This window comes from Pseudomonas sp. IT-196MI5, assembly GCF_949767415.1.
GTDB lineage: Bacteria > Pseudomonadota > Gammaproteobacteria > Pseudomonadales > Pseudomonadaceae > Aquipseudomonas.
Map to the genome: position 1 here is coordinate 597,995 of NZ_CATKPZ010000011.1, position 21,911 is coordinate 619,905.

A 21,911-nucleotide genomic window follows, 5' to 3' on the forward strand; every position below is an offset into this window, starting at 1 on the left:
CTCGAACAATCAAAACGATAGGCTTCAGAGCAGCACCACGTCGTATTGTTCCTGGGAATACATGGTTTCGACCTGAAAGCGGATGGTGCGCCCGATAAACCCTTCCAGCTCGGCGACGTTGCCCGACTCTTCGTCGAGCAGGCGGTCCACCACTTTCTGGTTTGCCAATACACGATAGCCTTCCGCCTGATAGGCGCGTGCTTCCCGCAGGATTTCGCGGAAGATTTCGTAGCAAACGGTTTCCGGAGTCTTGAGCTTGCCGCGTCCCTGACAGGCGTTGCACGGCTCGCACAACACTTGTTCAAGGCTTTCGCGGGTGCGCTTGCGGGTCATCTGCACCAGGCCCAGTTCGGTAATACCGATGATGTTGGTCTTGGCGTGATCACGCTCCAGTTGCTTTTCGAGCGTGCGCAACACCTGGCGCTGGTGTTCTTCATCTTCCATGTCGATGAAGTCGATGATGATGATTCCGCCGAGGTTGCGCAGGCGCAATTGACGAGCGATGGCTGTCGCGGCTTCGAGGTTGGTCTTGAAGATGGTTTCTTCGAGGTTGCGATGGCCGACGAACGCCCCGGTGTTGACGTCGATGGTGCTCATGGCTTCAGCCGGGTCGACCACCAGATAACCGCCGGACTTGAGCGGGACCTTGCGCTCGAGAGCCTTCTGGATTTCGTCTTCCACGCCGTACAGGTCAAAAATCGGCCGCTCGCCCGGGTAGTGCTCCAGACGGTCGGCAATCTCGGGCATCAGTTCGGCGACGAATTGCGTGGTTTTCTGGAAGGTTTCCCGGGAATCGATGCGGATCTTCTCGATTTTCGGGCTCACCAGATCACGCAGGGTGCGTAGCGCCAAACCGAGGTCTTCGTAGATCACGCTGGGCGCGCTGATGGTTTTGATCTGGGCGCTGATCTGATCCCAGAGCCTTCGCAGGTAGCGGATGTCCATGAGGATTTCATCGGCGCCAGCACCTTCGGCTGCCGTGCGCAGAATGAAACCGCCGGCTTCCTTGATCCCTTCCTTGGCCACGCAATCAGTGACCACTTGCTTGAGTCGCTCGCGCTCGGCCTCGTCTTCGATCTTCAGGGAAATGCCGACATGGGCCGTGCGTGGCATGTACACCAGGTAACGCGAAGGAATCGACAGCTGAGTGGTCAGGCGTGCGCCCTTGGAGCCGATCGGGTCCTTGGTCACTTGCACCACCAGGCTCTGGCCTTCGTGCACCAGTGCACTGATGCTCTCGACCGCCGGGCCTTCGCGCAGGGAAATTTCCGACGCATGAATGAATGCGGCACGATCCAGGCCGATATCGACGAATGCCGCCTGCATCCCCGGCAATACCCGCACGACTTTGCCTTTATAGATGTTGCCGACGATCCCGCGCTTTTGTGTGCGCTCGACATGGACCTCTTGCAGGACACCGTTTTCGACCACCGCCACGCGCGATTCCATCGGCGTGATGTTGATCAGGATCTCTTCACTCATGGCAGGGTCTCGTTCAGGCATGTTCACGATAATGGCCGCATCTGTTCAGGACGACGCTTAAAGCGCGTTCCGGGGTTGCCAACAGGGTATGCCGAAATGGCCGAGCAGTTCCGCGGTTTCGCAAAGCGGTAGTCCGACTACCGCTGAATAACTTCCATTGAGTCCGGCGACAAACACCGCACCCAGTCCTTGAATGCCATAACCGCCCGCCTTGTCCCGTGGTTCGCCGCTGGCCCAGTAGGCCGCGGCTTCATCGCGACTGATAGCACGAAATCGCACCCGACTGGTGACAATCCGGGACTCGCAACGTTCGCCATCGAGCACGGCAATCGCAGTCAGGACCTCATGCTCACACCCTGACAGCATCATCAGCATGGCGCACGCATCCGCTTGATCAACCGGTTTGCCGAGAATTTTTCCGCCCTGTACCACGGCGGTATCGGCGCCGAGCACGCAGAACGGTTCGTCAGACACGACGACGCCGCGCCCGGCCTCGGCCTTGTCGCGCGCCAGGCGCTCGACATAGGCCGATGGGGATTCTTGAGCTAAAGGAGTTTCATCGATGTCCGCACTGACGGCGGAGAACGGAACGCCGATCTGCGTGAGCAGTTCACGCCGACGCGGCGAGCCAGAGGCGAGGTACAACCGTTTCATCAAGACCTCTCCCTGTCTAATGCCTGAGCGAATTAATTGATTTTGTAGCGTCGACGCAATCCGCGCAAACCGAAACTGATCCAGGGCCAGAGCAACGCGCTGACCAGTGCTGGCAGTACCAGCGCCAGCGTCGGCTGACGATTGCCGGTCAAGGCACTGAGCCATAGTTGTACAAGCTGGGCGAGGCCGAAGATCACCAGGATCACCAGGCTCTGCTGCCACATCGGGAACATCCGCAGGCGCTGTTGCAGTGCCAGCACCAGATAGGTGATGAGCGTCAGGATCAAGGCATTCTGACCCAGCAAGGTACCGTAGAGCACGTCCTCGGCCAGCCCCAGGCAAAACGCCGTCACCATCCCGACGGTCTGCGGCAGGTTCAAGGCCCAGAATGCCAGCAGCAAGGCCAGCCACAGCGGGCGCAGGATTTCCATGAATTGCGGCAACGGCGAAACGCTGAGGAGCAGGCCGACGGCAAATGTCAGCCAGACTATCCAGCCGTTTCGGGACGCTTTGACTCCGCCCATTATTCTCTTCCCACAGGAGTGGCCGGCGCAGAGGCCGGCGGCTTAGCGGCAGGCTTCGCAGCAACGGGCTTGGTGGCCGGCGGTTTAGCGGCCGCCGGTTTGGCTGGCGTGGTGGCCGGTTTTGCCGGCGCAGCGGTTGTCGGGGTCGCCGTGGCAGGCGCCGCGGGTGCAGCGGCCGGCACAGCCGGGGCTACCGGGTTGACCAGTTTCGGCACCGTCGCCGGAATGGTCGGGCCACCGCCCTGTGCATCCAGGCTTTCCTGAGCCTGGGCGGCATCGTTGGCGCGCTCTTCGGCCGTACGGTTGTCGCTGAACACCAGCAGCAGGTAACGGCTGCGGTTCAAGGCAGCGGTCGGAATGGCACGGACAATGGCAAACGGCTGGCCGGAATCGTGAATCACTTCCTTGACCGTCGCCACCGGATAACCGGCCGGGAAACGTTGGCCGAGACCGGAGCTGACCAGCAAGTCGCCTTCCTTGATGTCGGCGGTATCGGCCACATGCCGCAATTCGAGACGTTCCGGGTTACCGGTGCCGCTGGCAATCGCCCGCAAACCGTTACGGTTCACCTGCACCGGAATACTGTGGGTGGTATCGGTCAGCAGCAAGACGCGGGAGGTGTAGGGCATCAACTCGACCACCTGGCCCATCAGGCCACGGGCATCGAGCACTGGTTGGCCGAGGACCACGCCGTCACGCTCACCTTTGTTGATGATGATGCGATGGGTGAAGGGGTTGGGGTCCATGCCGATCAACTCGGCCACTTCGACCTTTTCATTGACCAGTGCCGACGAGTTGAGCAACTCGCGCAGCCGAACATTCTGCTCAGTCAGGGAGGCAAGCTTCTGCATGCGCCCCTGCAACAGCAGGTTTTCGCTTTTGAGTTTTTCGTTTTCGGCGACGAGCTCGGTCCGGCTGCCAAACTGACTGGCAATACCTTCCCACAGTCGTCCAGGCAGGTCAGTGATCCAGTAGGCGTCCATCAGCACCAGCGACATCTGGCTGCGTGCAGGCTTGAGCAGACTGAAACGGGCATCGACCACCATCAGCGCGACCGATAGCACGACCAGCACCAACAGGCGCACGCCCAGTGAAGGGCCCTTGGTGAAAAGCGGTTTAATAAGCCGCTCCTCCCAGGCAAATGTTCTGTTTATTCATGTGGCAGCAATCCGGCCAGGATGCAGACTGACAGAAGATAAACGCGAACAGGCAGCACTGCAAAGTGCCGCCTGCGCGCTCAACAGCATAGAGGCGATCCGGCGACTTATTCGCTGGAAAGCAGGTCCATGGTGTGTTTATCCATCATTTCCAATGCACGGCCACCGCCGCGAGCAACGCAGGTCAGCGGGTCTTCGGCAACGATCACCGGCAGACCGGTTTCCTGGGCCAGCAATTTGTCCAGGTCACGCAGCAAGGCGCCACCACCGGTCAGTACCAGGCCACGCTCGGCGATGTCGGAAGCCAATTCCGGCGGCGATTGCTCCAGGGCGCTTTTCACGGCCTGAACGATGGTCGCCAGGGACTCTTGCAGAGCTTCCAGCACTTCGTTGGAGTTCAGGGTGAATGCGCGCGGAACGCCTTCGGCCAGGTTACGGCCGCGAACATCGACTTCGCGAACTTCGCCGCCCGGGTAGGCCGTACCGATTTCCTGCTTGATGCGCTCGGCGGTGGATTCGCCGATCAGGCTGCCGTAGTTGCGACGTACGTAGGTGATGATCGCTTCGTCGAAACGGTCGCCGCCAACGCGTACGGATTCGGCGTAAACCACGCCGTTCAGGGAGATCAGCGCGATTTCAGTGGTACCGCCACCGATATCCACGACCATCGAACCGCGAGCTTCTTCAACCGGCAGGCCGGCACCGATCGCAGCGGCCATCGGCTCCTCGATCAGGAACACTTCACGGGCACCGGCGCCAAGGGCCGATTCACGGATGGCACGACGCTCAACCTGGGTGGATTTGCATGGAACGCAGATCAACACGCGAGGGCTAGGCTGCAGGAAGCTGTTTTCGTGAACTTTGTTGATAAAGTACTGCAGCATTTTTTCGCACACGCTGAAGTCGGCGATCACGCCGTCCTTCATCGGACGAATGGCAGCAATGTTGCCCGGCGTACGGCCGAGCATGCGCTTGGCCTCGGTGCCGACGGCAACGACACTTTTCTGGTTACCGTGTGTCCGAATGGCCACAACGGAGGGCTCATTCAGGACGATACCGCGCTCGCGCACGTAAATAAGGGTGTTGGCAGTGCCCAGGTCAATGGAAAGATCGCTGGAAAACATGCCACGCAGTTTCTTGAACATGGGGAAAGGACCCTAGGCAACGCGTGGGTAAAAAAGTGCGGCAAACTCTAACAACGACAGGGATTTTGGGCAAGGCGCCAATATGTTAAATTGGCCGCTTTTCTGTGCACCAAGCCCCACAATCGCGGCCTTATGACCGTAGAAGTGCGGTAGTGTTCCGACAATCTAACACACGGACGCGGTCCGTTTTGTTTTCCACTGGAGAATCCCAATGGCGCTTGAACGCTCCGACGTGGAAAAAATCGCTCATCTGGCCTGCCTTGGCCTCAATGATGCCGATCTTCCACACATCACTTCGGCCCTCAACAGCATTCTCGGGCTGGTCGACGAAATGCAGGCGGTCAATACCGACGGTATCGAACCGCTGGCCCACCCACTGGAAGCCAGCCAGCGCCTGCGTGCAGACGTCGTGACCGAGACCAATCACCGCGAGGCCTACCAGTCCATCGCACCAGCGGTCGAAAACGGCCTGTACCTGGTTCCGAAAGTCATCGACTAAAGGGAAAGAGCCTGCAATGCATCAATTGACTCTGGCCGAGATCGCCCGCGGACTCGCCGATAAAAAGTTTTCCTCCGAAGAGCTGACCAAAGTCCTGCTGGCGCGCATCGCCCAGCTCGATCCGCAGCTCAACAGTTTCATCAGCCTCACCGAGGACCTGGCGCTGACGCAGGCGAAAGCCGCTGACGCCCGTCGGGCCAATGGTGAGAGCGGCGCCCTGCTCGGCGCGCCGATCGCCCACAAGGACCTGTTCTGCACCCAGGGCATTCGCACCAGCTGCGGCTCGAAGATGCTCGACAACTTCAAGGCACCGTACGACGCCACCGTCGTCGCCAAACTGGCCGCTGCCGGCGCCGTGACCCTGGGCAAGACCAACATGGACGAATTCGCCATGGGGTCGGCCAACGAGTCGAGCTACTACGGCGCGGTGAAAAACCCGTGGAACCTGGAATACGTTCCGGGCGGCTCGTCCGGCGGTTCGGCTGCTGCGGTTGCCGCTCGTCTGCTGCCTGCGGCGACCGGCACCGACACTGGCGGTTCGATTCGTCAGCCTGCCGCGCTGACCAACCTCACCGGTCTGAAACCGACGTACGGTCGCGTTTCGCGCTGGGGTATGATCGCTTACGCGTCCAGTCTCGATCAGGGCGGTCCATTGGCGCGCACTGCCGAAGACTGCGCGATTCTGTTGCAAGGTATGGCAGGCTTCGATCCGAACGACTCCACCAGCATCGATGAGCCCGTGCCGGACTACAGCGCCAGCCTCAACGGCTCGCTGCAAGGCCTGCGCATCGGCGTACCTAAAGAGTATTTCAGCACCGGTCTCGACCCACGCATCGCCGACCTGGTCATGGCCAGCGTTGAAGAGCTGAAAAAGCTCGGCGCCGTGGTCAAGGAAATCAGCCTGCCGAACATGCAGCACGCGATTCCTGCGTACTACGTGATCGCCCCGGCGGAAGCCTCTTCCAACCTGTCGCGTTTCGACGGCGTACGTTTCGGCTATCGCTGCGAAGACCCGAAAAATCTGGAAGACCTGTACAAGCGCTCCCGCGGCGAAGGTTTCGGCCCGGAAGTGCAGCGCCGGATCATGGTCGGTGCCTATGCGCTGTCGGCCGGTTACTACGACGCCTATTATCTGAAAGCGCAGAAGATTCGTCGCTTGATCAAGAACGACTTCATGGCGGCCTTCAATGAGGTCGACATCATCCTCGGCCCAACCACGCCAAACCCGGCCTGGAAGCTTGGCGCCAAGAACAGCGACCCGGTCGCTGCGTACCTGGAAGACGTCTACACCATCACCGCCAACCTCGCCGGTTTGCCGGGCTTGTCCATGCCTGCAGGCTTTGTCGATGGTCTGCCGGTCGGCGTGCAATTGCTCGCCCCGTATTTCCAGGAAGGCCGTTTGCTCAATGTTGCCCATCAGTACCAGCTGAACACTGACTGGCACACCCGCACCCCAACCGGCTTCTGAGGAGACACACATGCAATGGGAAGTCGTGATCGGGCTGGAGATTCACACCCAGCTCACCACCCGGTCGAAAATCTTTTCCGGTAGTTCCACCACCTTCGGTTCCGAGCCGAACACCCAGGCCAGCCTGGTTGACCTCGGCATGCCTGGCGTACTGCCGGTGCTGAACCAGGAAGCGGTGCGCATGGCGGTGATGTTCGGTCTGGCGATTGACGCCGAAATCGGCCAGCACAACGTGTTCGCCCGTAAAAACTATTTCTACCCGGATCTGCCGAAGGGCTATCAGATCAGCCAGATGGAATTGCCGATCGTCGGCAAGGGCCACCTGGACATCGCCCTCGAAGACGGCACGGTCAAACGTGTCGGCATCACCCGCGCGCACCTGGAAGAAGACGCCGGCAAGAGCCTGCACGAAGAATTCAACGGCGCCAGCGGCATCGACCTGAACCGTGCCGGCACGCCGTTGCTGGAAATCGTCTCCGAGCCGGACATGCGCAGCGCCAAGGAAGCCGTGGCTTACGTCAAGGCGATCCATGCGCTGGTGCGCTACCTGGGCATCTGCGACGGCAACATGGCCGAAGGCTCGCTACGTTGCGACTGCAACGTGTCGATCCGTCCGAAAGGCCAGGTCGAATTCGGCACCCGCTGCGAGATCAAGAACGTCAACTCGTTCCGTTTCATCGAGAAGGCGATCAACTCCGAGATTCAGCGTCAGATCGAGCTGATCGAAGACGGCGGAAAAGTGATCCAGCAGACCCGCCTGTACGATCCGAACAAGGACGAAACCCGTCCGATGCGCAGTAAAGAGGAAGCCAACGACTACCGTTACTTCCCCGATCCGGACCTGCTGCCGGTAGTCATCGAGAACTCGTTCCTCGACGACGTGCGCGCCACCCTGCCGGAACTGCCACCGCAGAAACGCGAGCGCTTCCAGGAGCAATTCGGTCTGTCGGTCTACGACGCCAGCGTCCTGGCCACCAGCCGTGAGCAAGCCGACTACTTCGAACAAGTCGCGAGCATCGGCGGCGACGCCAAACTGGCGGCCAACTGGGTGATGGTTGAACTGGGCAGCCTGTTGAACAAGCAAGGCCTGGACATCGACCAGTCGCCGGTTTCGGCCGAGCAACTGGGCGGCATGCTGCTGCGCATCAAGGACAACACCATCTCCGGCAAGATCGCCAAGGTGGTGTTTGAAGCAATGGCCAACGGCGAAGGCAGCGCGGACGAGATCATCGACAAGCGCGGCCTCAAGCAAGTGACCGACACCGGCGCCATCTCGGCGGTGCTGGACGAAATGCTCGCGGCCAACGCCGAGCAGGTCGAGCAATACCGTGCGGCAGACGAAGCCAAGCGCGGCAAGATGTTCGGCTTCTTCGTCGGCCAGGCCATGAAAGCCTCCAAAGGCAAGGCCAACCCGCAACAAGTGAACGAATTGCTGAAAAGCAAGCTCGAAGGCTGACCGGAATGGAGCCAGTTTTGAAGTCTGGCTCTACCCCTGTGGGAGCGAGCCTGCTCGCGAAAGCGGTATGACAGTCAACAAAGATGTTGAATGTAGCGCCCTCTTCGCGAGCAGGCTCGCTCCCACATTTGTTTTTTGGGAGCCTTTGAAATGAAACGTCTACTCAGCGCCTGCGCCCTCCTCTCCCTCCTGGCCGGCTGCGCCAGCACCGACACCGTCGATCCGCACGGCTACGACAAAACCGGCGTGGCTTCGTATTACGGCGCCAAACACCAAGGCAAACGCACCGCCAACGGCGAGCGTTTCGACAAGAATTCCATGACCGCCGCCCATCGCCAGCTACCCTTCGGTACACGGGTGAAGGTGACCAATCTGAATAACGACAAATCCTGCGTGGTGCGCATCAATGATCGCGGACCACACACGCGCGGCCGCCTGATCGACCTGTCCCATGAAGCCGCCGCGCGCCTGGGCATGCTTAAAAGCGGCACCGCACGGGTTCGCGTCCAGGCCCTCGACGACTGACCGATGGAGCCCCGACCATTTTCGGATTAGCCGATTTACCCCTGATCAGCGTGATCGAATTGCTCAGCGGATTGCTCCTGCTGATTGTCGGCGCCGAATTGATGGTGCGCGCCGCCGTACGCATTGCCGCACGATTGCACATACGCCCGCTGATCATCGGCCTGACCATCGTCGCCCTCGGCAGCAGCGCCCCGCAGATGGCAGTCAGCCTGCAAGCCACCCTGGCGCACAACGCCGACATCGCGGTCGGCAGCGTGATCGGCAGCAGCATTTTCAACATCCTTGTCACCCTCGGGTTGTCCGCGCTGATCATCCCGTTGAGGGTTTCCCGACAACTGGTGCGTCTGGATATTCCGTTGATGATCGGCGCCAGCCTGTTGGTGTTCGTACTCGCCTGGAATGAAGAACTGACCCGGGCCGACGGCGTGATGCTGATTGCGGCTCTGGCGATTTACCTGGGCTTGTTGCTGCGCCAGTCACGGCACTCGGCACGGCCGGTATCGAGCCATGACCACCACCCGCAAGCGCCATGGCTGAGCAGCCTGCTGATGATCGTCGCCGGACTGGCGATGCTGGTGTACGCCGGGCACTTGTTGCTGGGTGCAGCGGTTGCGGTCGCCACCGATTTGGGGTTGTCGGAGCGGATCATCGGCCTGACCATCGTCGCTGTCAGCACGTCACTGCCTGAGCTCGCCACTTCGTTGATCGCCGCAATGCGCGGCGAGCGCGAGATTGCCGTGGGCAACGTGATCGGCAGCAACCTGTTCAACCTCCTGGGCGTGCTCGGCTTTACCGCACTGGTGGCGCCGTCGCCGCTGTCGGTGTCGCCCAACGCCCTGGATTTCGACCTGCCGGTGATGCTCGGCGTCGCGGCGCTGTGCCTGCCGGTGTTTTACTCCGGTTACCGGGTGACCCGCGCCGAAGGCCTGCTGTTTCTGGGTTTGTACCTGGCCTATGGACTGCACGTGGTGTCGTTCACCACCGGCATGCCACTGGCCGGCAAGCTGGAACACTTGATGCTGTTTTTCGTCCTGCCGGCGTTGGTGGCGTTTTTGCTGTTCACGTCGCTACGCGCATGGCGTCGCCAACACCATAAGAGGGAAGTCCCATGACCGAGAATAAAAAACCCGGCGTTGAAGTCCGCCGCCAAGTGATGGGCGACGCCTTCGTCGACCGCGCACTGGCCAACGCCACCGAGTTCACCCAGCCGCTGCAGGATTTCGTCAATGAACACGCCTGGGGCGGGGTGTGGAATCGCGAAGGTCTGCCGCTGAAAACCCGCAGCCTGATCACCCTCGCGGCCCTGACCGCACTCAAATGCCCGCAGGAGTTGAAAGGCCACGTGCGCGGTGCGCTGAACAACGGCTGCACTGTGGATGAGATTCGCGAGGCGCTGCTGCATTGCGCGGTGTATGCCGGTGTGCCGGCGGCGATCGATGCGTTCAGGGCAGCGCAGGAAGTGATCGACAGCTATCAGAAGCCGGAGTGATCAGCATCGCCAGAGTAGTTCGCCGCCCTCGGTAACCCTTGTGGTTGAAGGGTTCAACCACATATTTCGACAATAAAAGACGCCCCGCCAAACCTGTTCGCCCACACCTCTTTTCGACACACTGCGCCGACAATAATCCACTTGGGGGATGGTCGGTGCAGCATTGCAGCAATCAGGACCCGGACCTCTCCCCCGCTTTACAAGGAAGGTTCTCATGGGATTGAACGCCAGGTTCGTATTGTCGAAATTGATCTTGACCAGCCTGCTCGTCAGCAGCTCGATACATGCCTCTGCCCAGGCGTGTTTCGAGGCCAGCAATCAAGACTTCAGCGAAGTGCTTGCCTGCTACACGAAAGCCGAAGGCGCCAGGCCACTGGTTTACACCGCCAAAGGCAACACGTCATTTCCAGGTGTGGAAAAGCGCAGTTTCGACCTGTCCTCCCAGCAATGGTCGCCACAAGGATTGGTCAGCCCCGCACAGTGGATACACACCGTGGACATCTACATCCCGGACAATGCCGTGCGCGGCCAGTCGCTGCTGGTGGCCAATAACGGAACCCCTAACGCAGGGCAAAACAACGCCGACGAGCCGACGGACTTTACCGAAGCCATGGCACTTGAAGTGGCGCGTAAAACACGCACGATTGTCATTTCAGTCAGCAACGTTCCGAACCAGTACCTGACCTATACCGACGACGGCATTGCGCGCACTGAAGATGCCAGCGTCGCCCACAGCTGGAAGCTCTTTCTCGATGACCCGCATCAGCGCCCGTACATGTCGGTGCGCCTACCCATGGTGGTGTCGATGATCAAGGCCATGGACCTCGCGCAAAAGGAGCTGCAACCCTGGGGAATAGACCGTTTCATTGCCAGCGGCGCATCAAAACGTGGCTGGGCCACCTGGCTGGCAGCGATTGCCGATGAGCGGATCAAGGCCATCGTGCCGTTTGTGATCGACGTACTGGGCACCGACAGTGTGCTTGAACATACCTGGCAGGCCTACGGAAAGAACTGGCCACTGGCATTTTTTGACTACCATCACGAGGGTATTACCCAACGAATCAAGACTGAAAACTTCGCACACCTGATGAAAATCGAAGATCCGCTAAGCTACTTGCAAACCCGCTATGCCGATCGCCTGACGATCCCGAAATACATCGTCAATGCCAGCAGCGACGATTTTTTCCTGCCAGACAATTCACAGTTTTTCTTCGATCAGCTACCCGGCCCGAAAGCCTTGCGAATCGCGCCCAATGCCAGCCACTACGGCATCAATCGTTTCGTCGAGAACTCGCTGATACCGGTCATCAATCGCTGGCAACAGGACAAGCCTTTGCCGGTCATTTCCATGCGCTCGACTCCGCACGCTTCAACACGAAGGGTGGGGCTGCACTTTTCCGAGGCACCGGTGCGAGTCGTTCAATGGACGGCGATAAATCCGGTCGCCCGGGACTTTCGTCACCCCTGTGGCGTCCAGTACGTGCCTGAAGACGTAAAGCTCACAGACCCGCTCAATGCCGACATGCAGATCGACACACCGGAAAATGGCTGGAAAGCGACCTTTGTCGAAACGACCTTTGCCGATGGCTTCGTCGCGACAACCCCGGTGCAGGTCATGCCCACGCACTATCCGACCCAGGCGCCTCCGGTTATCGAACCGGTGTGCAAAACCCTGGCCGACGAACAGGGGCGCTAAATCCAGCCACCCCACTGCAAGAAGAAGATCCCGATGTTGGTGGTGACAGCCGCCATCAACGTAGTGATCACGATAATCGCCGCCGCCAACTCGTGATTGCCGTCCGCCGCCCGGGCCATGACGAAACTGGCAGCGGCGGTCGGGCTGCCGAAGTACAGGAACAGAATCCCCAGTTCCGCCCCACGAAAGCCCCACAGCCATGCCCCCAGCGTCGCCAGCACCGGCAGGCCGATCATCTTCAACAGGCTTGAACTCAGCGCCATGTGGCCGCTTTTGCGCAGCGCTGCCAGCGACAGCGTGCCGCCAATGCAGATCAGCGCCAGCGGCAGCGTGGTTTGCGCCAGGTACTGGCCGGAGGTCTCCAGCCAGCCGGGCAAGCCGATCTTGAAATAGGCGAACGGCGCCGCCGCAATCACGCTGATGATCAGCGGATTGCTGAACACGCTTTTGCAGATACTCCAAGGATCGGACTTGATCACCGGGCTGTAGACCGCCAGCACGATAGTCGAGAGCGTGTTGTAAAACAGGATCACCAGCGCCGCGAGTATCGCCCCGAGGGAAATTCCGTAGGCACCGTACATGCTCGCCGCCAGCGCCAGGCCGATGACCCCGTTGTTACCGCGAAAGGCGCCCTGGGTGTAGATCCCGCGATCCTCCCGCGGACACTTCCAGATCGCCCAGCCCCAGGCAATGGCAAAACACAAAAGCGTCGCCACGGAGAAATAGATCAGCAGCGCCGGCTGCAATGCCGCGTGCAGGTCGGCATGCAGGATGCCCAGAAACAGCAGCGCCGGCATGGTGACGTTGAACACCAGTGCCGACGCGGTGTGGATGAAGTTGTCGTTGATCCAGTCGATGCGTTTGAGCAGCACCCCCAGAAACAGCATGGCAAACACCGGCGCGGTGATGTTCAGGGTTTCGAGGAAAATTGCCAGCATGCCGGGAGGACCTTGGGGTGGGCGTCGTTAGGGGGCTAATGATAAGCCACTGAAGACGTTGGCGTCTGGTAGATCGCCATCGCGAGCAAGCCCGCTCCCACATTTGATCAGTGTCGAACACAAAATTTGTGCGCGACGACAATCCAGTGTGGGAGCGGGCTTGCTCGCGAAGCAGGCGACTCGGTCTTAAGTGATCGGCGCCGGATTGAACAGGGTGATGTCGTTATGCAGCTTGTGCTGCTCGGCCCAGGTCTGTTTCTTGCCGCTGGCCACATCCAGGTAGTAGTGGAACAGCTCCCAGCCCAATTCCTCGATCGATGCGCGGCCGGTGGCAATACGCCCGGCGTCGATGTCGATCAGGTCCGGCCAGCGTTGCGCCAGTTCGGTCCGGGTCGAGACCTTGACGACCGGGGCCATGGCCAACCCGTAAGGCGTACCACGACCGGTGGTGAATACATGCAGGTTCATCCCCGCCGCCAGCTGCAAGGTCCCACAGACAAAGTCGCTGGCCGGGGTCGCGCAGAAGATCAGGCCTTTGCGTTTGAAACGCTCGCCAGGGCCAAGCACGCCATTGATCGCGCTGCTGCCGGACTTGACGATCGAGCCCAAGGACTTCTCGACAATGTTCGACAACCCGCCCTTCTTGTTGCCTGGCGTGGTGTTGGCGCTACGATCTGCTTCACCCTTGGCCAGGTAGCGGTCGTACCAGTCCATTTCCCGCACCAGTTCCTGGGCGACGTCCTGGTTTTCCGCGCGGGAGGTCAGCAGATAAATGGCATCGCGCACTTCAGTGACTTCGGAAAACATCACCGTCGCACCGGCCCGCAGCAGCAGGTCCGAGGCATAACCGAGCGCCGGGTTGGCGGTGATGCCGGAGAACGCATCACTGCCGCCACATTGCATGCCGAGAATCAGCTCGGACGCCGGCACGGTTTCCCGGCGACGTTGATCGAGTTTCTTCAAACGGGTTTCGGCCAGCTCCATGATCTGCTCGATCATCTCGGTGAAGCCGTGGCTGGAGTCCTGCAAGCGGTACAACCAAGGCTCGCTCAAATCCACCGAGCTGTCGTTGTCGTGCATCACCTGCCCAGCCTGCAATTTCTCGCAGCCCAGGCTGATCACCAAGGCCTCGCCACCCAGGTTCGGGTTGCGCGCCAGGTTGCGCACGGTGCGGATCGGGATGTAGGCGTCGGTGGCGGTGATCGCCACGCCACAGCCGTAGCTGTGGGTCAGCGCCACCACGTCATCGACGTGCGGGTACTTTGGCAGCAACTCATCCTTGATGCGCTTGACCGCATGATCCAGCACCCCGGTCACGCACTGCACGGTGGTAGTGATGCCGAGAATGTTGCGCGTGCCGACGGTGCCGTCGGCATTGCGATAACCCTCGAAAGTGAAGCCTTCCAGCGGCTCCTGCGCGGCCGGCACTTCGGTGGACAGCGGCAGGCTGTCCAGCGGTGGCGCGGTCGGCATGCGCAGTTGATCTTCCTTGACCCAACTGCCGCGGGGAATCGGCTGCAAAGCATAGCCAATGACCTGGCCGTAACGAATCACCTGGCCACCTTCAGGAATGTCTTCCAGGGTGACCTTGTGGCTCTGCGGCACGAAGTCCACGGTGACCAGGCCATCGGCAAACTCGGTGCCGGCTGGTACGCCCTGATCATTGACCACGATGACCACGTTATCCCGCTCGTGCAGGCGGATGTAGCGCGGCGAGTCGGAATGTTCAATCAACTGCATGACGCCGCTCCTCAGGAATGCGCTTGAGACAATTTGCCAGGGGCTTCAGAACCGTTCGCTGGTGGCTCTTTGAGCACCACACGCTTGATCGGGCCCACGATCACCAGATAGCTGAACACTGCGACCAAAGCGTTGCAGCCGACAAACACCAGTGCCCACTTGAACGAACCGGTGGAGCTGATGATGTAGCCGATGACGATCGGGGTGGTGATGGAAGCGAGGTTACCGAAGGTGTTGAACAGGCCACCGCTCAGGCCGGCGATCTGCTTCGGCGAGGTGTCGGACACCACGGCCCAGCCCAGTGCGCCAACGCCTTTGCCGAAGAATGCCAGGGCCATGAAACCGACCACCATCCATTCAACATCCACGTAGTTGCAGGCCACGATGCTGCTGGAAACCAGCAGGCCGGCAATGATCGGCGCCTTGCGGGCGAAAGTCAGGGAATGGCCTTTGCGCAGCAGGTAATCGGAAATCACCCCGCCGAGCACACCACCGATGAAGCCGCAGATCGCCGGCAAGGACGCGATGAAACCGGCCTTGAGAATGGTCATGCCGCGTTCCTGCACCAGGTACACCGGGAACCAGGTCAGGAAGAAGTAGGTGATGCCGTTGATGCAGTATTGGCCCAGGTATACGCCGAGCATCATGCGGTTGGTCAGCAACTGACGGATGTAGTCCCACTTCGGACCATCGGTCTTCTTGCCTTTACCCTTGTCCTGATCCATGTCGACCATGCCGCCGTTGTCGGCGATGTGCTTGAATTCGGCATCGTTGATCATCGGGTGCTGACGCGGGCTGTGGATAACCTTCAGCCAGACCCCGGAGAAGATGATACCGATCACGCCCATGACGATGAACACGTGCTGCCAGCCGAAGCTGTAGACGATCCAGCCCATCAGCGGTGCGAACAGTACCGTGGCGAAGTATTGCGCCGAGTTGAAAATCGCCGAGGCAGTGCCGCGCTCGGCGGTCGGGAACCAGGCCGCCACGATACGTGCGTTGCCGGGGAAGGATGGCGCTTCAGCCAGGCCCACCAGGAAGCGCAGCATGAACAGCGCAACCACTGCCGTGGACATGCCGAACTCGCCGACATATCCCTGCAGCACGGTGAACAGCGACCAGGTGAAGATACTCAACGCGTAGATTTTTTTCGAACCGAAACGGTCCAGCAGCCAGCCACCGGGGATTTGCCCGGCCACGTAGGCCCAACCGAATGCGGAGAAGATGTAGCCGAGGGTAACGGCGTCGATGCCGAGGTCTTTCTGCAGGCTGGAGCCGGCGATTGCGATGGTAGCGCGGTCGGCGTAGTTGATCGTGGTCACCAGAAACAGCATGAGCAGGATCAAATAGCGGACGTGAGTCGGCTTTTGGGTCGATTGCATGTAGATGTACTCCCACTGATTATTTTTATGCGGGGTGAATCTTTGGTGGTTCCCTGTAGGAGCGAGCTCTGCTCGCGATGGTGGTCAACGATGACGCGGGGCATCAGGTTTACCGCCGCGACCTCAAGACCATCGCGAGCAAAGCTCGCTCCTGCAGGGATGGTGCGTTACGAGCCGATGTAGGCAGTCTTCACAACGGTGTAAAACTCTTGCGCATAGCGACCTTGCTCACGTGATCCATAGGATGAACCTTTACGCCCACCGAACGGAACGTGGTAATCCACACCGGCGGTCGGCAGGTTGACCATCACCATCCCGGCCTGGGAATGGCGTTTGAAGTGGTTGGCGTATTTCAACGACGTGGTGGCAATGCCCGCCGACAGCCCGAACTCGGTGTCGTTGGCCATGGCCAGGGCTGCTTCGTAATCGGCGACGCGGACGATGTTGGCCACCGGTCCGAAGATCTCTTCCTGGCTGATACGCATCGAGGCTTCGCTGTCGGCAAACAAGGTTGGCGCCAGGAAGTAACCCTCGGTGTCGCACGTCACCAGACCACCGCCGCTGACCAGACGCGCACCTTCGGACTGGCCGATGTCAATGTACTTCATGTCCTGTTCAAGCTGAGCCTGGGAAACCACCGGACCGATGTCGGTACCGGCTTTCAAGGCGTGACCGACCTTGATCGACTTCATGCGCTCAGCCATGGCTTCGACGAACTGGTCGTGGATGCCGGCGGTGACGATAAAGCGGCTGGAAGCGGTGCAACGCTGGCCGGTGGAGTAGAACGCGCTCTGTACCGACAATTCGACCGCTTGCTTGAGGTCGGCGTCGTCGAGAATGATCTGCGGGTTCTTGCCACCCATTTCCAGCTGTACCTTGGCCTGGCGCGATACGCAGCTGACGGCGATCTGACGACCCACGCCCACGGAACCGGTGAAGCTGATGCCATCGACTTTCGGGCTGTTGACCAGTGCGTCTCCCACCACGCGACCGCTGCCCATCACCAGGTTGAACACACCGGCCGGGAAGCCTGCGCGGGAGATGATTTCAGCCAGGGCCCAGGCGCAACCCGGAACCAGGTCCGCCGGCTTGAGCACGACGCAGTTGCCATAGGCCAGGGCCGGAGCGATTTTCCATGCAGGAATGGCAATCGGGAAGTTCCACGGGGTGATCAGACCGACCACGCCCAAGGCTTCGCGAGTGACTTCAACGTTGACGCCCGGACGCACCGACGGCAGGTAGTCGCCGGACAGGCGCAGGCATTCACCGGCGAAGAATTTGAAGATGTTGCCGGCGCGGGTCACTTCACCGATGGCTTCAGGCAGGGTCTTGCCCTCTTCCCGGGCCAGCAGGGTGCCGAGCTCTTCGCGACGGGAGAGGATCTCGGTACCGACTTTGTCCAGGGAATCGTGACGCGCCTGAATGCCGGAAGTGGACCAGGCCGGAAACGCGGCACGGGCGGCGTCGATGGCGGCGTGGACCTGAGCCAGATCAGCCTTGGCGTAGTCGCCGATGGCGTCGGTCAGTTCGGACGGGTTGATGTTGGTCGAATAGTCGCCGCCGGCAACCCATTCGCCGTTGATGTAGTTATCGAAACGCTTTGAATCAGTCACAGGACTGCCCCTTGATAAAAAGACCTCACGCAAAAAGCCGCCGATTGCTCAGCGGCCCTGGTTTTATCGGGTGTTACTGCGCGCCCTGCTTGTCGATCAGCGCGGCGAGCATTTCGTACTCTTCACCGGTCAGATCGGTCAGCGGTGCGCGCACAGGACCTGCGTCGTAGCCAGCAATTTTTGCCCCGGCCTTGACGATGCTCACGGCATAACCGGCCTTGCGGTTGCGGATGTCCAGGTACGGCAGGAAGAAGTCGTCGATGATCTTGCCGACGGTGGCGTGATCTTCACGAGCGATCGCGTGGTAGAAGTCCATCGCGGTTTTCGGGATGAAGTTAAACACCGCCGAGGAGTAGACCGGTACACCCAGGGCCTTGTAGGCAGCGGCGTAGACTTCGGCGGTCGGCAAGCCACCCAGGTAACTGAAGCGATCACCGAGGCGGCGACGGATCGACACCATCAACTCGATATCACCCAGGCCATCCTTGTAGCCGATCAGGTTCGGGCAGCGCTCGGCCAGACGTTCCAGCAGCGGCGCGGTCAGGCGGCAGACGTTACGGTTGTAGACCACCACGCCGATGTTGACCGATTTGCACACCGCTTCAACGTGGTCGGCAACGCCGTCCTGGCTGGCTTCGGTCAGGTAGTGCGGCAGCAACAACAGACCTTTGGCGCCCAGACGCTCGGCTTCCTGAGCGTATTCGATGGCTTGACGGGTCGAACCGCCGACGCCAGCCAGAATCGGCACGCTGGTGGCGCAGGTATCGACGGCGGTCTTGATGATTTCCGAATATTCGCTGGCCGCCAGAGAGAAGAACTCACCGGTGCCGCCCGCGGCGAACAGCGCCGAGGCGCCGTATGGGGCCAGCCATTCGAGACGCTTGATGTAACCCGCGCGATTGAAGTCGCCCTGAGCATTGAAATCGGTAACCGGGAAAGACAGCAGACCGGAAGAGAGGATGGACTTCAGTTCTTGTGGATTCATTATTCGAACACCCTGAGTAGCGACGTTATGTGTGAGAAAACCGTTCAGCCTGCGCCGAAGTTGTAGGTCATCGTACAACTTAAAAAATAACCGTCAACTGCATTTCATCGCCGTGGGTGAAAATTGTTCGACAAGAAGAACGGCGAGCCCGTGTTTTATTGGCTTTTAGCGCAGGCAAGCAGGATGGAAGCGCCTGGATAAACTAGCGCTTCAGAGATACGTTGTCGGAAGATGCGGGATAACTGCTGGTTTGTTTTATGGCTTATGGCGCTATCGTCGGAACGCCGCCCGGAGCAAGCTCGCTCCCACAGGGATCGGATGCATGATCTCAATGTTGTGATCGGCACAAGACGCTGTGGGAGCGAGCTTGCTCGCGATAGCGGTAGTTCAGACGATGGGGGACAAGCAAATTGCTTAACCCCGCTGCGCCTGCGCCTCTTCATGCGCATGACGCAACCGCTCACGGCTGTTGGTCAGGTGCAAACGCATGGCGGCCCGGGCCGCATCGGAATCCTGACGGGCAATGGCGTCGTAGATTTCCTCGTGCTCACGGCTCAGGCGACTCATGTAGTGCTGCTGGTCGTCATGGGCCAGGCGCGCGGAATTCAGCCGTGTGCGCGGAATGATGCTAGTGCCCAGGTGAGTCATGATGTCGGTGAAGTAGCGGTTGCCGGTGGACAGCGCGATTTCGAGGTGGAAGGCGAAATCCGACGCCACGGCATCACTGGCGTGAGCGGCGCTTTCGTTCAACGCATCGAGGGCGGCGCGCATGTTGGCCAGTTGTTCCGGACTGCGGCGTTGCGCCGCCAACCCGGCAGACTCTACTTCCAGACTGATGCGCAACTCCAGGATCGCCAGCACATCTCGCAAGGTCACCACGGTCGCAGGGTCGATACGGAAACCGCTCGGGCTCGGCGTGTCGAGCACGAAGGTGCCGATACCGTGGCGGGTTTCCACTTGCCCTGCCGCCTGCAAACGGGATATCGCCTCGCGCACCACCGTGCGGCTGACACCATGGGCATCCATGATGGCCGACTCGGTGGGCAACTTGTCGCCACGCTTGAGATGGCCGTCGCGGATCTGCTCGGACAGCACCGTCACCAGTTCCTGAGCGAGGCTGCGGCGCTTGCGTGGGAGGCGTGGTGCGTCGTTCAGGTTTTCCATGGTGAACATCTGTCTCGAAAAGTTCGGCTGCTGAAAGCACATCATAACGCAACGCGGTTGTACGATCACCTTGCCCTTGTAGGAGCGAGCTTGCTCGCGATGGACTTGAACGCACCGCGTTTATTCAGAATGCACGCGTTATCGTTAGCCTCCATCGCGAGCAAGCTCGCTCCTACAAGGAACCGGGGTGTTTATGCGGTCACGGTCTGGTCCACCAGATGGCCATTCTCGATACGAATGTGCCGTGGGTGGAAGCGCTTCAAGCTGCTGCGATGGCCGACGCTGACAATGCTCAGCCCCGGCAACTCATCGATCAGCGCCTGATACAGCGTGGCCTCGTCCTCTTCGTCCATCGCCGAGGTCGCTTCGTCCATGTACAGCCATTGCGGTGCATAAAGCAGCGCACGGGCAAAGGCCAGGCGCTGCTGCTCACCCGGCGACAACATGCGCTGCCAGTGGTTGGCTTCGTCGAGACGGGCAGTCAGGTGCGACAAGCGACAGGTTTCCAAGACCTTCACGTAGCGTTCGTTCGGATAGATATCGCCAGCCTGTGGATAACTGAGAACATCACGCAGGGTGCCAATCGGCAAATACGGTTTTTGCGGCAGGAACAGGTAACGCGCCGCTGGCAGGCGAATACTGCCGTGGCCGGCCGGCCACAGATGGCCCATCGCCCGCAGCAGGGTCGACTTGCCGCTGCCGGAACGACCGCTGAGCATCACACGATCGCCCTCCTCCACGGTCATGTCGGCGTTGGTCAGCAGGTGACGACCTTCCGCCAGATCGAGGCCGAGGTTGTGCACCTTAAGCACCGAACCCGAATTCTGTACGTCGATGGCCGGCGCACGCTCTTCGTTGTCACGCATGGCCTGGTGGAAGCTCAGCAGACGATCACAGGTGGCGCGCCAGGAAGCGAGGTTCTGGTACGCACTGATGAACCAGCTGAAGCTCTCCTGCACATTGCCGAATGCCGAGCTGATTTGCATCAGTTCGCCCAGTTCGATCTTGCCGGAAAGATAACGCGGGGCGGCAACCATGAAGGGGAAGATGATGGCGGCCTGGCTGTAACCGGCAGTGAAGAACGTCAGGCGCTTGGACACTTTCATGATGTCCCAGAAGTTGTGCCAGACCATCCCGAAGCGGCCGCTCAACCGACGGTTTTCGTTCGGCTCGCCGTTGTACAACGCGATGCTTTCGGCATTCTCGCGAATCCGCACCATGGAGAAACGCAGGTCGGCTTCGAAGCGTTGTTGTTGGTTGTTCAGGCCGATCAGGCGACGACCGATCAAATGCGTCAACCAACTGCCCACCACGGCGTAAACCAGAACGCACCAGAACATGTAGCCGGGAATGGTGATGCCGAATACTTCAATGCTGCCCGACACGCCCCACAGAATGATCGAGAACGACACCAGGCTGACGATATTGCGCAGCAACCCGACCCCCAACTCAAGGGTGTTGGAGGTGAAGTTGTTGAGGTCTTCGGAAATCCGCTGGTCCGGGTTATCGGTGTAACCGCCCTGCTCCAGCTGGTAGTAGTTTTTATCGGCCAACCAGCGGGCGAAATGCTTTTCGGTGAGCCATGCCCGCCAGCGGATCGTCAGCATCTGCGTCAGGTAGAGCCGATACACCGCACCGACGATCGCCACCGCCGCAATCGCGCAGAAGTACAGGATCAGTTGCCAGAACGCCGCTTCGTCCTTCTTTTGCAGGGCGTTGTAGAAATCCTTGTACCAGGTGTTGAACCACACCGAGATCCCCACGCTGATCAGCGACAATGCAATCACCGCGATCAGCAGTGTCCAGGCCTTGACCTTCTCTTCACTGCGCCAGTAAGGCGTGATCATCGCCCACACTTTGCGAAAAAACTGCCCGCGCACAGCGTCGTTGACCGCGGAGTACTCAGCGTTCTGATTCATGGATAAGGCTCGATAGAGAAAAGAACACAAACGAACCGATCATAGATGATCGGTTCGATTTGTCGCGAGAGATGG

The 21,911-nt window shown here is 60.0% G+C and carries 19 protein-coding genes; 7 read left to right on the plus strand and 12 right to left on the minus strand.

What is annotated here, in order from left to right:
• Positions 1 to 24: 24 nt before the first annotated feature.
• From rng to mreB, 5 genes are all read right to left on the minus strand, one after another.
• Positions 25 to 1,482 carry a ribonuclease G gene (gene rng / locus ACM6IK_RS10285; protein ID WP_007970246.1) on the minus strand — a complete coding sequence of 486 codons (1,458 nt, stop codon included), beginning with the start codon at positions 1,480 to 1,482 and terminating at the stop codon, positions 25 to 27.
• Positions 1,483 to 1,539: 57 nt separating this feature from the next.
• On the minus strand, positions 1,540 to 2,136 hold the full coding sequence (locus ACM6IK_RS10290; RefSeq protein WP_218429279.1) for a Maf family protein: 597 nt from the start codon (positions 2,134 to 2,136) through the stop codon (positions 1,540 to 1,542).
• Between the two features lie 32 nt (positions 2,137 to 2,168).
• Positions 2,169 to 2,660, minus strand: a complete 492-nt coding sequence (gene mreD, locus ACM6IK_RS10295; RefSeq protein WP_007970244.1) for a rod shape-determining protein MreD — start codon at positions 2,658 to 2,660, stop codon at positions 2,169 to 2,171.
• Positions 2,660 to 3,733 carry a rod shape-determining protein MreC gene (gene mreC, locus ACM6IK_RS10300; protein WP_414874317.1) on the minus strand — a complete coding sequence of 358 codons (1,074 nt, stop codon included), beginning with the start codon at positions 3,731 to 3,733 and terminating at the stop codon, positions 2,660 to 2,662. The genes mreD and mreC overlap by 1 nt, the downstream gene beginning before the upstream one ends.
• Positions 3,734 to 3,924: 191 nt before the next feature.
• Positions 3,925 to 4,962: a rod shape-determining protein MreB gene (gene mreB / locus ACM6IK_RS10305; protein WP_002555108.1), complete on the minus strand. Its 1,038-nt coding sequence runs from the start codon at positions 4,960 to 4,962 to the stop codon at positions 3,925 to 3,927.
• A 211-nt stretch (positions 4,963 to 5,173) separates the two neighbouring features.
• Here mreB and gatC point away from each other — a divergent pair, with 211 nt between their 5' ends.
• From gatC to ACM6IK_RS10340, 7 genes are all read left to right on the plus strand, one after another.
• Positions 5,174 to 5,461, plus strand: a complete 288-nt coding sequence (gene gatC, locus ACM6IK_RS10310; RefSeq protein WP_007901429.1) for an Asp-tRNA(Asn)/Glu-tRNA(Gln) amidotransferase subunit GatC — start codon at positions 5,174 to 5,176, stop codon at positions 5,459 to 5,461.
• A 16-nt stretch (positions 5,462 to 5,477) separates the two neighbouring features.
• Positions 5,478 to 6,929 carry an Asp-tRNA(Asn)/Glu-tRNA(Gln) amidotransferase subunit GatA gene (gene gatA, locus ACM6IK_RS10315; protein ID WP_414874211.1) on the plus strand — a complete coding sequence of 484 codons (1,452 nt, stop codon included), beginning with the start codon at positions 5,478 to 5,480 and terminating at the stop codon, positions 6,927 to 6,929.
• Between the two features lie 10 nt (positions 6,930 to 6,939).
• Positions 6,940 to 8,385 (plus strand): Asp-tRNA(Asn)/Glu-tRNA(Gln) amidotransferase subunit GatB, encoded by a 1,446-nt coding sequence (gatB, locus tag ACM6IK_RS10320; protein ID WP_414874212.1) that lies wholly within the window; start codon positions 6,940 to 6,942, stop codon positions 8,383 to 8,385.
• 150 nt (positions 8,386 to 8,535) lie between these two features.
• A complete protein-coding gene (locus ACM6IK_RS10325; protein ID WP_218429275.1) occupies positions 8,536 to 8,910 on the plus strand; it encodes a septal ring lytic transglycosylase RlpA family protein in 375 nt (124 codons plus the stop codon).
• 50 nt (positions 8,911 to 8,960) lie between these two features.
• Complete coding sequence (locus ACM6IK_RS10330; RefSeq protein ID WP_108218188.1) at positions 8,961 to 10,022, plus strand: calcium/sodium antiporter; 1,062 nt, start codon at positions 8,961 to 8,963, stop codon at positions 10,020 to 10,022.
• On the plus strand, positions 10,019 to 10,399 hold the full coding sequence (locus ACM6IK_RS10335) for a carboxymuconolactone decarboxylase family protein (RefSeq protein WP_414874213.1): 381 nt from the start codon (positions 10,019 to 10,021) through the stop codon (positions 10,397 to 10,399). Before ACM6IK_RS10330 ends, ACM6IK_RS10335 begins: the two co-directional genes overlap by 4 nt.
• A 214-nt stretch (positions 10,400 to 10,613) precedes the next feature.
• Complete coding sequence (locus ACM6IK_RS10340) at positions 10,614 to 12,095, plus strand: PhoPQ-activated pathogenicity-related family protein (RefSeq protein WP_414874214.1); 1,482 nt, start codon at positions 10,614 to 10,616, stop codon at positions 12,093 to 12,095.
• On the opposite strand, the gene ACM6IK_RS10345 is transcribed toward ACM6IK_RS10340, so the two are convergent.
• The 7 genes from ACM6IK_RS10345 to ACM6IK_RS10375 form a co-directional block, all read right to left on the minus strand.
• Complete coding sequence (locus tag ACM6IK_RS10345; protein WP_414874215.1) at positions 12,092 to 13,033, minus strand: AEC family transporter; 942 nt, start codon at positions 13,031 to 13,033, stop codon at positions 12,092 to 12,094. The two genes, ACM6IK_RS10340 and ACM6IK_RS10345, sit on opposite strands and share 4 nt — an antisense overlap.
• 186 nt (positions 13,034 to 13,219) lie before the next feature.
• On the minus strand, positions 13,220 to 14,773 hold the full coding sequence (garD, locus tag ACM6IK_RS10350) for a galactarate dehydratase (RefSeq protein WP_414874216.1): 1,554 nt from the start codon (positions 14,771 to 14,773) through the stop codon (positions 13,220 to 13,222).
• 11 nt (positions 14,774 to 14,784) lie between these two features.
• Positions 14,785 to 16,155: an MFS transporter gene (locus tag ACM6IK_RS10355; RefSeq protein WP_414874217.1), complete on the minus strand. Its 1,371-nt coding sequence runs from the start codon at positions 16,153 to 16,155 to the stop codon at positions 14,785 to 14,787.
• Positions 16,156 to 16,322: 167 nt separating this feature from the next.
• A complete protein-coding gene (locus ACM6IK_RS10360) occupies positions 16,323 to 17,768 on the minus strand; it encodes an aldehyde dehydrogenase family protein (protein ID WP_414874218.1) in 1,446 nt (481 codons plus the stop codon).
• Between the two features lie 73 nt (positions 17,769 to 17,841).
• On the minus strand, positions 17,842 to 18,753 hold the full coding sequence (kdgD, locus tag ACM6IK_RS10365; RefSeq protein ID WP_414874219.1) for a 5-dehydro-4-deoxyglucarate dehydratase: 912 nt from the start codon (positions 18,751 to 18,753) through the stop codon (positions 17,842 to 17,844).
• Positions 18,754 to 19,167: 414 nt separating this feature from the next.
• Positions 19,168 to 19,917, minus strand: coding sequence for a FadR/GntR family transcriptional regulator (locus tag ACM6IK_RS10370; RefSeq protein ID WP_414874220.1), 750 nt, complete (start codon positions 19,915 to 19,917; stop codon positions 19,168 to 19,170).
• Positions 19,918 to 20,108: 191 nt separating this feature from the next.
• On the minus strand, positions 20,109 to 21,836 hold the full coding sequence (locus ACM6IK_RS10375) for an ABC transporter ATP-binding protein/permease (RefSeq protein WP_414874221.1): 1,728 nt from the start codon (positions 21,834 to 21,836) through the stop codon (positions 20,109 to 20,111).
• Positions 21,837 to 21,911: the final 75 nt, after the last annotated feature.